General features: G+C 70.7%; 10 protein-coding genes. 2 read left to right on the top strand and 8 right to left on the bottom strand.

Annotation, left to right across the window (positions count from 1 at the left end; translation table 11 throughout):
* Positions 1 to 231: 231 nt before the first annotated feature.
* The gene (locus P0Y31_RS00780; RefSeq protein WP_275866181.1) at positions 232 to 1,494 is read left to right on the top strand and encodes a YeeE/YedE family protein; all 1,263 of its coding nucleotides are present in this window, start codon (positions 232 to 234) and stop codon (positions 1,492 to 1,494) included.
* 33 nt (positions 1,495 to 1,527) lie between these two features.
* Positions 1,528 to 1,920, top strand: coding sequence for a DUF488 family protein (locus tag P0Y31_RS00785; RefSeq protein WP_275866182.1), 393 nt, complete (start codon positions 1,528 to 1,530; stop codon positions 1,918 to 1,920).
* Positions 1,921 to 1,985: 65 nt separating this feature from the next.
* On the opposite strand, the gene P0Y31_RS00790 is transcribed toward P0Y31_RS00785, so the two are convergent.
* The 8 genes from P0Y31_RS00790 to P0Y31_RS00825 form a co-directional block, all read right to left on the bottom strand.
* Complete coding sequence (locus P0Y31_RS00790) at positions 1,986 to 2,765, bottom strand: MerR family transcriptional regulator (RefSeq protein ID WP_275866183.1); 780 nt, start codon at positions 2,763 to 2,765, stop codon at positions 1,986 to 1,988.
* A 61-nt stretch (positions 2,766 to 2,826) separates the two neighbouring features.
* Positions 2,827 to 3,855: a branched-chain amino acid ABC transporter permease gene (locus P0Y31_RS00795; RefSeq protein WP_275866184.1), complete on the bottom strand. Its 1,029-nt coding sequence runs from the start codon at positions 3,853 to 3,855 to the stop codon at positions 2,827 to 2,829.
* The gene (locus P0Y31_RS00800; protein ID WP_275866185.1) at positions 3,852 to 4,721 is read right to left on the bottom strand and encodes a branched-chain amino acid ABC transporter permease; all 870 of its coding nucleotides are present in this window, start codon (positions 4,719 to 4,721) and stop codon (positions 3,852 to 3,854) included. The genes P0Y31_RS00795 and P0Y31_RS00800 overlap by 4 nt, the downstream gene beginning before the upstream one ends.
* A gap of 90 nt (positions 4,722 to 4,811) precedes the next feature.
* Positions 4,812 to 6,050 carry an ABC transporter substrate-binding protein gene (locus P0Y31_RS00805; RefSeq protein WP_275866186.1) on the bottom strand — a complete coding sequence of 413 codons (1,239 nt, stop codon included), beginning with the start codon at positions 6,048 to 6,050 and terminating at the stop codon, positions 4,812 to 4,814.
* A 66-nt stretch (positions 6,051 to 6,116) separates the two neighbouring features.
* Positions 6,117 to 6,833 (bottom strand): ABC transporter ATP-binding protein, encoded by a 717-nt coding sequence (locus P0Y31_RS00810; RefSeq protein WP_275866187.1) that lies wholly within the window; start codon positions 6,831 to 6,833, stop codon positions 6,117 to 6,119.
* Positions 6,826 to 7,602: an ABC transporter ATP-binding protein gene (locus P0Y31_RS00815; RefSeq protein ID WP_275866188.1), complete on the bottom strand. Its 777-nt coding sequence runs from the start codon at positions 7,600 to 7,602 to the stop codon at positions 6,826 to 6,828. Before P0Y31_RS00815 ends, P0Y31_RS00810 begins: the two co-directional genes overlap by 8 nt.
* A gap of 191 nt (positions 7,603 to 7,793) precedes the next feature.
* Positions 7,794 to 10,010, bottom strand: a complete 2,217-nt coding sequence (locus P0Y31_RS00820; RefSeq protein WP_275866189.1) for an FG-GAP-like repeat-containing protein — start codon at positions 10,008 to 10,010, stop codon at positions 7,794 to 7,796.
* A 29-nt stretch (positions 10,011 to 10,039) separates the two neighbouring features.
* Positions 10,040 to 12,289 carry a fibronectin type III domain-containing protein gene (locus P0Y31_RS00825; RefSeq protein WP_275866190.1) on the bottom strand — a complete coding sequence of 750 codons (2,250 nt, stop codon included), beginning with the start codon at positions 12,287 to 12,289 and terminating at the stop codon, positions 10,040 to 10,042.
* Positions 12,290 to 12,306 lie beyond the last annotated feature (17 nt).

Genomic DNA, 12,306 nt, shown 5'->3' on the forward strand with positions numbered 1-12,306 from the left:
TGGGAGGATTTCGCCCGAAAGGAGGCGATTCCTGCGACCGTATCCTGTATACAAACGACAGAGAAGGCCTCGGCGGAAGTTTTTTCCTCCCGGGCGCCTCCCGCCGCTCGAGGATCACGAGAACCGGTCGTCCACGTCTCAGCATCCAAACGTCTTGTTTGTCCGATTCAAACCTTTGGTTATCTCTCGGGAGCAACCTGGAGACCGGACACCGAGACCCCTGGAGAAGACGTGGCCCTGCTCACCGGCGTCGCCGACGCCCTCAGCACCGAGCGCCGCCCGGCGCCCGAGCCCCCGACGGCACCGCCGGCCAAGCGGGTGCCGCTCGCCGCGGGTCTCGCCCTCGCCGTCACCCTCGCGGGCGCCGTTGCGGCCACCGCCGGGCTGCGGCTCACCCTGCTCTTCGTGGTGGGCCTGGCGCTCGGGGTGGCGCTGTTCAACTCGCGGTTCGGCTTCACCAGCGCCTGGCGGCAGCTGGTGGCGGTCGGCCAGGGTCGTGCCCTGCAGGCGCACATGCTGATGCTCGCGGCCGCCTGCCTGCTGTTCGCTCCGCTGCTGGCGGCGGGCACCGGCTTCCGCGGGGTCGAGATCGAGGGCTCGCTCTCCCCCGTCGGCACCAGCCTGCTCGTGGGTGCCTTCCTCTTCGGCATCGGCATGCAGATCGGCGGCTCATGCGCCTCCGGCACCCTCTTCGCCATCGGCAGCGGACAGACCGCGATCGTCCTGACCCTCGCCGGGTTCATCGCCGGCTCGGTGCTCGGCGCCTGGCACCTGCCCTTCTGGACGACCCAGATGCCCACCGGACCGGAGGTGTCCTTCGCCGACACCCCGCTCGGCTACCCCGGCGCCGTCCTCATCTCGCTCACCCTGATGGCCCTGGTCGTGGGGGCCACCGTCGTCGTCGGCCGCCGACGCCAGCCCCCTGCCCTCGACCGCCCGCCGGTGGCCCGCGGGGTGGCCCGCGTCATCCGCGGCTCGTGGCCCATCTGGGTCGGCGCCATGGTGCTCGCCGGTCTCAACGCCCTCACCCTGTGGCTCTCCGGGGGCGCCTGGGGCGTCACCTCGGCCTTCGCCCTCTGGGGCTCCAAGGCGCTCGACGCGGTCGGAGTGGACGTGGCCTCCTGGGGCTACTGGCAGAACCCCGGCAACGCCGAGAAGCTCGCAGGCCCCGTGCTCGCCGACAGGACCTCGGTGATGAACGTCGGCATCATGGTCGGCGCGCTCATCGCCTCCGCCGCGGCCGGCGCGTTCACCCTGCACCGCCGCATCCCGGGCAAGCTGGCCGCCGGAGCCGTCATCGGCGGCATCCTCATGGGCTACGGCGCGCGCCTGGCCTACGGCTGCAACATCGGCGCCTACTTCGGCGGCATCGCCTCGTTCAGCCTGCACGGCTGGGTGTGGGGTGCGGTGGCCATCCTCGGCACGGTGGTGGGGCTCAGGGCCCGGCCGCTCTTCGGGCTGGGCAACCCCAAGCCCACCGACTCCGCCTGCTGACCGGACCCGCTCGCCGGCTGCCATGATGCCGCCATGGCAGTGCGGATCGTGAGGCTCGGCGAACCACGTGCGGAGGGCGAGGGCCTGCGGATCGGCACGGTCCGGCGCCCTCCACGCGGGGTGCCCAAGGAGGAGTTCGCCGCCCGCGACTTCTACGACACCTGGCTGCCCGAGCTCGCGCCCAGCCAGGAGCTGGTGGCGCAGGCGATGGCCGCCGAGACCGACCGGGAGTGGCAGGCCTTCACCCGCGCCTACCGCAAGGAGATGGCGACCCCGGCCGCGCGGCACCTGCTCGAGCTCCTCGCTGCGCTCTCCCGCCGCACCGACGTTGCGGTCGGCTGCTACTGCGAGGATGAAACCCGTTGCCACCGCTCGGTGCTGCGCGAGCTCCTCGCCGAGCACGGCGCGGACGTCGCCCCCGCCTGAGGCTCACCCACCACGCCGGTATGCGGCGTGCGCACGGCGCGCACGCGGCATACCTCTGCGGGTGGTCAGGACTCGTGCCGGTCGGCGTTTGCGTGGATGGCGTCGCGCACGTAGTGCGCCATGCCCGGCCGGATCTCGTCGTAGGTGGCGGTGAACCGCGGGTCGCTGACGTACAGGTCGGCGAGGTTCCGGTGCATCTCGTAGCCGCAGTCGTAGAACCGCTGCATCGAGGCGCGGTGCAGCTCGGCTGCGTCCATGGCCGCCTCGCTGGTCGGCGGCTCCCCGGCGTCCATGACGTCGGTGAAGGCCTGGTGGGTGCGGTCGGACTCCGCCTTGACCTCCTCCCAGTCGGCCTTCGTGTAGCCCTTGGTGCGCTCCTGCGACTGCCGCCAGGCGTCGCTGTCGCCCCAGCGCTCCTCGGCCTCGGCCTGGGCGTCGTGGAAGCCCTCGCCGAAGAGCTCCCTCATGTCCTCGGGGGTGGCTGGCTGGTTGCCCATCTCTCTCTCCAGTGCTCGGTCGATGGCCTCGACGAGATCGCGCATCTCGTCGAGCCGGGTGAGGACCGCGGCCCGCTGGCGGCGCAGGTGCTGCTCTACCGACTCGGGGTGGTCGAGCAGCAGCGCGACCTCCTCGAGGGCGAAGCCCAGCCGTCGGTAGACCACCACGTGCTGCAGCCGGGCCAGGTCGTCCTCGGTGTAGAGGCGGTACCCCGCGGGCGAGCGGTCGCTCGGGCTGAGCAGGGCGATCTCGTCGTAGTGGTGCAGCGTGCGCACGGTGATGTCGAACAGCTCGGCCACCTGGCCGACGGTCCGGGTCACCTGCGACTGTGCCCTCGGTGCGGTCATGGGCACCACTGTCGCGCCTCACGCCGCGTTAGGGTCAACCCCGGGGCCCTGGCCCCAGGGACTAGAGGCGCTGCCCGGACTTCACGCGACGCCGCTGCAGCCAGGCGCTGAGGCCGTTGCGGGCGGTGCCCCAGATGCCGTGACGGAAGGCGAGCACGATGACCACGAAGATCGTGCCGGTGATGATGCCGATGCCGTTGAATCCCGAGGAGGCCAGCTGGTCCTCGAGGAGCACCACGACGGCCGCGCCGATCGGGCCGCCCCACAGGGTGCCGATGCCACCGAGCACCGTGATGAGCACGACCTTGCCGGACGTGGTCCACACGAGCTCCTGGAGCGAGGCGAAGCCGTGGCTGATCGAGAACACGCCGCCCGCGAGGCCGGCGAGCCCCGCCGAGAGCACGAACACCATGATCTTGTAGCGCTCGACGTCGTACCCGAGGGCCCGGGCGCGAGCCGGGTTGTCGCGGATCGCCACGAGCACCCGCCCGAACGGGCTGTTCACGGTGCGCCAGGCGATGAGCACGCCGACCAGGATGATCGGGATGGCCGCGTAGTAGAAGTAGAACGGCTCGGTCTCCACGAGCTCGACCCCGAAGAAGGACTTGGGGATGCCCTGCAGGCCGTTCTCGCCGCCGGTGACGTCGCGCCACTGGTTGGCGATGAAGTAGAGCATCTGCGCGAAGGCGAGCGTCACCATCGCGAAGTAGATGCCGGTGCGGCGCACGGCGAGGTAGCCGGTGGGGACCGCGATGACCATGGCGACGACCGCCCCGCCGATGACCGCCAGCGGGAACGGCACGCCGAGCTGGGTGGCGATCAGGCCGGTGGCGTAGGCCGAGGCGCCCCAGAAGGCCGCGTGGCCGAACGACAGCAGGCCGGTGTAGCCGAGCAGCAGGTCGACCGAGATGGCGAACAGCGCCCAGGCGGCGATGTCCATGGCCACCGGCGGGTAGACGAACCAGGGCAGGGCGAGCACCACGACGAGCCCCACCGCGAGCATCAGCCACCGCAGCCCCGGACGAGCCTTGGGCATCACGGACTCCGCCGGCAGGTCGACCTGCACCTTCTGCGTCAGCTGCTGGCTCATGCCGCCTCCTCCCTTCCGAACAGGCCTGCGGGTCGCACGAGGATCACCGCGGCCATGAGGACGAAGATCAGCACCTGGGAGAACTGGCCCGCGTAGCCCTGGCCGTAGGCCTCGACCAGGCCCACGAGGAACCCGGCCACGACGGCGCCGAGGATGGACCCGAGGCCGCCGATCACCACGACGGCGAACAGGATGATGATGAAGCTGCTGCCCATGTCGGCGTTGATGGCGCGGAACGGCGCGGCGAGCACGCCCGCCAGGCCGGCCAGCGCGATGCCGAAGCCGAAGACCGGGGTGACCCAGCGCCCGACGTTGATGCCGAGGGCGCGGGAGCGCTCGGCGTTCTCGGTGGAGGCCCGCACGATCATGCCGATCCTGGTCTTGGTCAACAGCATCCACACGGCCACGCAGACCAGCACCGAGAAGAGAGCGGCGAAGATGAGGTACTTCGACAACCCGATGCCCGCGATCTCGATGCGACCGTCCAGGCCTGCAGGGATCTGGTAGGGCAGGCTCGAGACGCCGTAGCGGCGCTTGACGAAGTCGACGAGGAACAGCGTGACGCCGAAGGTCAGCAGGAAGTTGTAGAGCGGGTCGAGCGCCAGCAGCCAGCGGACCAGCAGCCGCTCCATGAGCACGCCGAAACCGAACATCAGCACCGGCACGAGCGGCAGCGCCACCCAGAAGCCGAGGCCCAGGGTGTCGAGCAGGATCGCGGAGAGCACGGCGCCGAGCATGTAGCAGGCGCCGTGGGAGAAGTTGACGACGCCGAGGACGCCGAAGATCACGGCGAGGCCGAGGGCCGACAGGGCGTAGAACCCGCCGTTCGCGAGGCCCTGCAGCGTGTACTGGATGAACGCGCTCATGGTGCTCCTGGTCAGGACGTGGCCCGGTGAGGGGCCGGTATGCCGCGGGGCTGGCCGCGCGGCATACCGGCCGTCCTCACTCGGGTCAGGTCACATCTTGCAGTCGGGCGAGACCGGGCCGAAGGCCTCCTGGGCCGGGATGGTGCTCACGATCTCCTCGTAGTCCCACTCCTCGGCGACCTTGTCCTTGGACTTGACCTTCACGAGGTAGGCGTCGTGCAGGACGCGGTGGTCCTCCTTGCGGATCTCGCCGTTGCGCAGGAAGACGTCGTCGATCTTCTTGCCCTCGAGCTTGGCGACGACGTCGTCGGAAGCGTCGGTGCCGGCCTCCTGGACGGCCTCGAGGTAGTTCATCGCGGCCGAGTAGTTGGCGGCGTGGGCGAAGGAGGGACGGGTCTGGGTCTTCTCCTTGAACTTGTCGGCCCAGGCCTTGTTCTTCTCGTCGAAGTTCCAGTACCAGGCGTCGGTGAAGGTCGTGCCCTCGAACTGCTCGACGCCCAGGCTGTGGATGTCGGTGATGAACATGAGGCCGACCGCGAGGCTGGCCTTGTCCTTCATGCCGGCCTGGTTGTACTGCTTGACGAAGTTGATCAGGTCGCCACCGGCGGCCATGGTGCCGACGACGTCCGGGTTGGACGAGGCAGCCTTGGTGATGAAGGTGGCGAAGTTGTCGTTGGGGAACGGCGTCGGGATCGACTGCTGCACCGTGCCGCCCGCCTTCGTCACGGCGTTGGTGAAGGACTTGTTCATGTCCTGCCCGAACGCGTAGTCGGGGTAGACGATCGACCAGTTCTTGCCGCCGTTCTCCACGGTCGTGCCACCGGTGCCCTGGGCGAGCATGAAGGTGTCGTAGGCCCAGTGGAAGGTGTACTTGTTGCACGACTTGCCGGTCAGGGCGGTGGTGCCGGCGCTGATGTTGATGTGCAGCTTCTTCTTCTGCTTGGCCTGCGTCGCCACGGCCAGTGCCGCCGAGGAGGTCGGCACGTCGAGGATGATGTCGGCCTTCTGGCGGTCGTACATCTCCTGCGCCTTGGTGTTGGCGATGTCGGGCTTGTTCTGGTGGTCGGCCTGGACGACCTCGATCGTCTTGGCCACCGCCTTGTCGCCGTACTTGGCCTTGTAGTCGGCGATGGCCATCTCGATGGCCACCTTGCTGTTGGGGCCGGAGAGGTCCTTGTAGACACCGGACTGGTCGTTGAGCAGACCGAGGACGACCTTGTCGTCACTGATCTTCCCGCCGCCCGAGGCCGGTCCGCCGCCCCCACAGGCGGCGAGCACGAGGCTGCCGGTGATGGCGGTGGCGGCCACCGTGATGGACTTCGTGCGCATGTCCCCTCCTGGGGTGTGGTGGTGCGGGCTGGTTGAGACGAACTGCTGGACGAACGGGGTGGTGGGTCAGATGCCGAGGTACTCGAGGAGCTCGGTGGTGCGGCCCTGGAAGGTCTGGTTGTCGAGCGACTCGACGACCTTGCCCTGGGCGAGCAGGTAGTGGCGGTCCGCGACCGTGGACGCGAACTTCACGTTCTGCTCCACGAGCAGGACGGCCACGCCCTGGGCCTTGATCTGGCGGATGATCTCGCCGATGCGCTGCACGATGACCGGGGCGAGGCCCTCGCTCGGCTCGTCGAGCAGCAGCAGGCGCGAGCCCATCCGCAGCACCCGGGCGATCGCGAGCATCTGCTGCTCACCGCCGGAGAGCTTGGTGCCGGGGAAGTCACGGCGCTCGTGCAGCACGGGGAACTGCTCGTAGACCTGTTCGAGGGACCAGGCGTCCTTGTTGACGACCGGGGGCAGGGTGAGGTTCTCGGCGACGCTGAGGCTCGCGTAGATGCCGCGGTCGTCCGGGACCCAGCCGATGCCGGCCTTGGCACGCGAGTCCGGCGAGCGCCTGCCGAGGTCACGGCCGTCGAAGGTGACGGCGCCCTCCACCTGGCGGTGCAGCCCCATGATGGAGCGCAGCAGGGTGGTCTTGCCGGCGCCGTTGCGACCGACGAGGGTGACCACCTCCCCGGGGCGGACGGTGAGCGAGACGTCGGTGAGGACGCGCGCCTCGCCGTACCAGGCCGAGAGCCCGTCGACGTCGAGCATGGTGCCTCCAGCGTGGTCAGACATGGGCGTCACCGGCCTGCCCGAGGTATGCCGTGATGACCCGTTCGTCGGTGCGCACCTGCTCGTAGGTCCCCTCCGCGAGGATCTGCCCGGACTGGAGCACCGTGACGGTGTCGGCCAGCGACCCGACGACGTGCATGTTGTGGTCGACGAAGACGACCGTGCGGCCCTCGGCGACCTTCTTGACCAGGGCGATGGTGCGGTCGACGTCCTCCAGCCCCATGCCGGCGGTGGGCTCGTCGAGCAGCAGGAGCTGGGGGTCGAGGGCCAGGGCGAGGGCGAGCTCGAGCGCACGCTTCTGCCCGTAGGCCAGCGACCCGGCAGCCTGCCCCGCGCGGTCCTCCAGGCCGACCTGGTCGAGCAACTCCATCGCGCGGTCGCGGAACCGGCGCATCTGCGAGGAGGACCGCCAGAACCGGTAGCCCAGGCCCGTCGGCGAGGCCAGCGCCAGCTCGAGGTGGTCGACCAGGCTCATCTGGTCGAACAGGCTCGTGATCTGGAACGAGCGGGCGATGCCGAGGTGGGCGATCTGCTCCGGCTGCTTGCCGGTGATGTCCGCACCCCGGAAGAGGATCTGCCCCGAGCTGGGCGCCAGGAACCCGGTGAGGAGGTTGAACAAGGTGGTCTTGCCGGCCCCGTTGGGGCCCACCAGCGCGTGCACGGTGCCCTCGGCCACCCTCAGGCTCACCTCGGAGACCGCTCGGAAGCCGCGGAACTCCTTGGTCAGGGAGCGCGTCTCGAGCAGTGCTTCGGCGGGGGACTCGCTGGGCACCGGCACCTCCTTGTGCAGACTGGGCCGGCGGGGCTGCCGGCTCAGGTTCTGCTGAACACTAGGACCGACGGCGGCACACTGACATGTCCGACTCGTCCACATAGACGGGCGAGAACATGTCGTCACACCACACCAGCAGGGCTGCCGGGCGGGCGCCGGACGCGACTAGAGGTACGGAGCCCAGCCGCTGCTCACCGACACCGCTCCCGTGAAGGTCCCGTTGCCACGGCCTTGTAGACCCGCAGGGTCCCGCCCATGGTCACCGCCCCCAGGTCACCCCTGCCGTCGCCGGAGACGTCGCGGGCGTAGAACAGCCCGCCGAGGCCGCCCCAGCCGGAGCCCACCTTGCGCTTGGTGTGGAACCGCCCGGCGCCGTTGCCCGGAAAGATCCACAGCACACCGGCCGAGTCGACGCCGAGCAGGTCGGCCCTGCGGTCGCCGGTGACGTCGCTGGCCGCGAAGACGCGCTGCATCGACCCCCAGCCACTCGCGATCTGGGTTCCCTTGGTGAACGCGCCACCCGTGGTCGTCGCCCGGTAGAGGTAGGCGTTGCCGCCCGGCGTCACACCCACGAGGTCGGCCCGGCCGTCACTGGTGAAGTCGGCGCTGCCGTCGAGGAAGCGCATGCCCCAGCCCGAGCCGATGTCGACACCGCCCCAGGACTTGCCGTCCCGGTCCACGCCGACGCCCTCGAGGCGGTTGTCCCAGGTGGAGACGACGTAGAAGGCGGCCAGGCCGGACGCCCGGTCGCCGGGGAAGGGCCGGTAGCCCGCGTAGTCGGCCACCGTCGTCCCGGGTCCGAACGTCGCGCCACCCTTGCCCCGGTAGAGCCGGTCGAGTCCGCTCGGCATCTGGGCGAACAGGTCGTTGCGCCCGTCGAGGTTGATGTCGCCGGCCGACCACACGTTGCCGGAGATCAGCGGTGTCACGCTCTGCCTGGTCGTGGGGCCGGGACCCACCTTGCTCTGCGGGGTCAGCGTGATGGTGTAGGTGGTCGCGTTGACCAGCCCGGTGACCACGTACCGCTGGTAGTCCTTCCCCGTGCCGGCGAGGTCGACCACCTTGCCGCCGGGGCTGACGGTGATGCGGTAGCCGGTCACCTGGGCGCCCTGCCCGTCGGGGAGCGACCAGGCCAGCTCGGCGGACTGCGGCCGGGACCGGGCGACGAAGCTCAGCGCCGACGGGGTGACCCGCAGGTCGAGGGCCGTCAGGTCGAGGGTGTGCCGGCTGGTCGAGGTCGAGCCGGTGACGGTGCCGTCGCGCAGGTAGCGGGCCAGGTTGCCCTTGCGGTCCATGACCTCCACGGACTGCAGGGCCAGATCGCCGAGCACGTCGTAGCGCAGGTGGCCGGTGAACGACCCGGACAGCGGCAGGTTGGAAGCCCCGAGGTCGCTCACGGTCTCGGCGCCTCCCGGACGGGAGTACCGGAGCACCACCTGCTCGAGGGGGGCGGTGTCGTCCTGGGTCGCGTAGGTGACCGTGACGGGGTCACCCGCTCGGCCGGTGCGGCGGTTGAGCGCGATCGAGGTCAGCCTCGGCGGGTCCGCGTCGTACGCCGACCCGGTCACGGTGAAGCGGGCCGAGGCGAGGTCGAGCTCGTGGGTCGCCGTCTGGAGGGTGCTGTCGTAGGGCAGGTTGGTCCTCCGGCCGTCCGCGTAGTAGACCGTCCGGTTCCCGAGGCTGTCGCTCAGGATCACCTGGCTCAGCAGGTGCGGTTCGTTGTAGACCGCCTCCCACAGCGTCCTCGTCAGCCGACCGGTCGCCAACTCGCCCGCCGACGAGGAGGAGAGCTCCATGGCGCTGCGGCTCCCCCTGAAGACGAAGGACGCGGAGGCGAGGCCGTGCGGCTCGTCGACCGTCCAGCCCACGGTGACGGGCTGCCCGGGCCGGACGGTGGGGGTGGGCACGCTGACCCCGGTCAGCGTGGGGCCGGTCAGGTCCTCGTTGCCACCGGAGACCGTGACGTCCTTCCCGGGCAGGTCGAACCCGTGGGTGCCACCGCGGCTCGTCGTCCCGTCGCGCTCGTACCGCGTCGCGGCGGTGCCGTCGGACGACATGACGGTCACCGACGAGAGGGTGTAGGTGCCGTTGCGCAACCCGTCGGGGATCGACCAGCTGAGGGTTCCCGCCAGCGGTGCCTGGTCCACCCGCAGGACGACGTTGCCGCGCACGCCCACCGGCGAGGTGTACAGCGCGTTGATGTAGCCCAGCGTCGCCACCTCGGCGGACGCCTCGTAGCGCAGCTCGACCGTGCCCGGCGGCGCGACCTGCGTGGTCGAGACGGACAGCGTCCTCAGCTGGGGCGGCAGGGTCACGGCTGCGTCGGACGCCGTGACGGTGCCCGCCGACACCGCGAGGGCGGCGACGAGGGTGGTGACGGTCCTGCGCAGGCGGGCAGCGCGCGGCATACGGGCTCCTGTGGTCATGAGTGAGGCGCTCAGAGGTAGGGGGCCCAGCCCGAGCTGACCGACACGGCCCCGGTGAAGGTGCCGTTGCCCCGGCCCTTGTAGACCCGCAGCGTGCCGCCCATGGTCACCGCCCCCAGATCGACCCGGCCGTCGCCGGTGACGTCCCGGGCCGAGAACAGCGCCCCCAGCCCGCCCCAGCCGGAGCCGACCTTCCGCCTGGTCCAGAACCGGCCCGCGCCGTTGCCGGGGTGGATCCACAGCACGCCGGCCGAGTCCACCACGAGCAGGTCGGCCCGCCGGTCACCGGTGACGTCGCTGGCCGCGAACACCGTCTGGGTGGTGCCCCACCCCGTCGCGATCCGGGTGCCCTTGCCGTACCGGCCGGAGCCGTAGCCCCGGTAGAGGTAGGCCGTGCCGCCCGGGGTCACCGCCACGATGTCGGCCACCCGGTCGCCGGTGAAGTCCGCACTGCCGTCGATGAACCGCATGCCCCAGCCGGTGCCGACGGGGGTCACCCCCAGGTAGTCACGCGAGCGGCCCAGGTGGGCCGCATTGAGCGCCGTGCCACCACTGAGGTGCAGGAAGCTCGCGTGCCCGTCGATGCGGTCGGCCGGGAAGGTGCGGTCGTCGACGGTGACGAGGTCCTTCCGGCTGCCGAAGGTGGCCTGGCCAGAGCCGCGGTAGAGCCGCACGAGGCCGTCCGGAAGCTTGGCGAGCAGGTCGTTGCGCCCGTCAGCGTCGACGTCGCCGGCAGCCCAGACACTGCCCACCGACATGGCCGGCGTCGCCGACGCCCTGCGCGCCGCGCCCAGGCCCGAGGCGTACTCCGGCTGGACGGAGACCGTGTAGCGAACGCCGTTGACGAGCCCCGGCACCACGACCTTGTAGCTGGCGTCGTCGGAGACCGGCACCGTCAGCGACGTGCCTCCGGGCGAGGTGGTGACGCGGAAGGACAGCAGCTCGTGGGCCTCCCAGGTGGGGTGCGACCAGCTGACCTCGACGGACTGCGGTCGCGCGCGCACCGAGTCCAGCGTCATCGTCGACTCCACCAGGACGTCGAGGGCGCTGAAGCTGATGGCGTGCCGGCCGTCGGTGCGGGCCGAGGCGGAGTGCGTGGTGCCGTCGCGCAGGAGCCAGATGTCGTTGCCGGCCGCGTCGGCGAGGTCGATCCTCGTGAGGCGCCATGTTCCGAGCTCCGCGTTCGGCATGGGAACCTGCCCCGCCTTGGCGAAGGCCGAGCCGGCCGGCGCGCCCTGGACGACCGGCGCATAACGGCCGCTGGGCGAGGTGTAGTGGAAGGCGACCGTGGACAGCGTCGACGAGGCATCGGTCACGGCGTAGTCGAGGTGCACCGGCTCGGCGTACGGGACCGGCCGTGGGGACACCGACACGCGTGACAGCTGGGGAGGCGAGACGTCCACGGTCGAGCCGGTCACGTCGAACGCCACCGCGGGGAAGTCGAGGTCGTGCTCGCCCCACTGCTGCTGCCCGCCCATGGGCACGATGCGACCGTCGGGCAGGTATGCCGCGCGGTTGCCCAGGGAGTCCTCGGCCAGGATGCGCGTGAGCGTGTAGGTGCCGTTCAGGGCGGTGGCGAGCAGCGGCTTGCTCGCCCGGCCTGCGGCAAGGGCGGCGGGGTCGGTCACTGCGACCACCTCGCTGCCGACGGGCTGCCCGGGGGTGTCGTTGCGGAACTCGAAGACCATCTCGGTCGCAGCGTGGGCCTCGGTCGCGGACCAGCTCACCTCGAGGGGTGCGCCGGGCTTCAGGGGACCCGGTGAGACCTCGACCGACGAGACCGCTGGCGCGCCGACGTCGTGCACCGACCCGGAGACCGTGACGTCGAACGCCGAGAAGTCGAACGGGTGCCTGCCGCTGCCGGAGGGTCCGTCCTGGCGGTGGTAGCTCGCGAGCGCGCCCCACGTGCTGCGGACCTCGACGAAGGTGAGCTCGTAGAGCCCGTTCTCGATGCCGTCGCGGAAGTCGACCCGGACCTCACCGCTCAGTGGCGGGTCCTCGGTCAGGCTCCCACCCAGCAGCCGGCCCGACGGGCTCGTGTAGGCGACGTTGATGGAGTCCAGCGGAGGGCTCGACTCCACCGAGTACGAGACGGTGAGGTGGTCGTCGACGGTGATGGGGTGCGCATCGACGGTCAGAGCCGTGAGCACCGGCGCCTCGGCGGCGTGGGCCGTCGTCGAGGTGCCGAGCGGCGCCACGAGGGCGGCGACGACGGCGACGACCGTGGTGACGGTCCTGCGCAGGCGGGCGGCGCGCGGCATACGGGCTCCTGTGGTCC

Source organism: Knoellia sp. 3-2P3, from assembly GCF_029223115.1.
GTDB lineage: Bacteria > Actinomycetota > Actinomycetes > Actinomycetales > Dermatophilaceae > Pedococcus_A.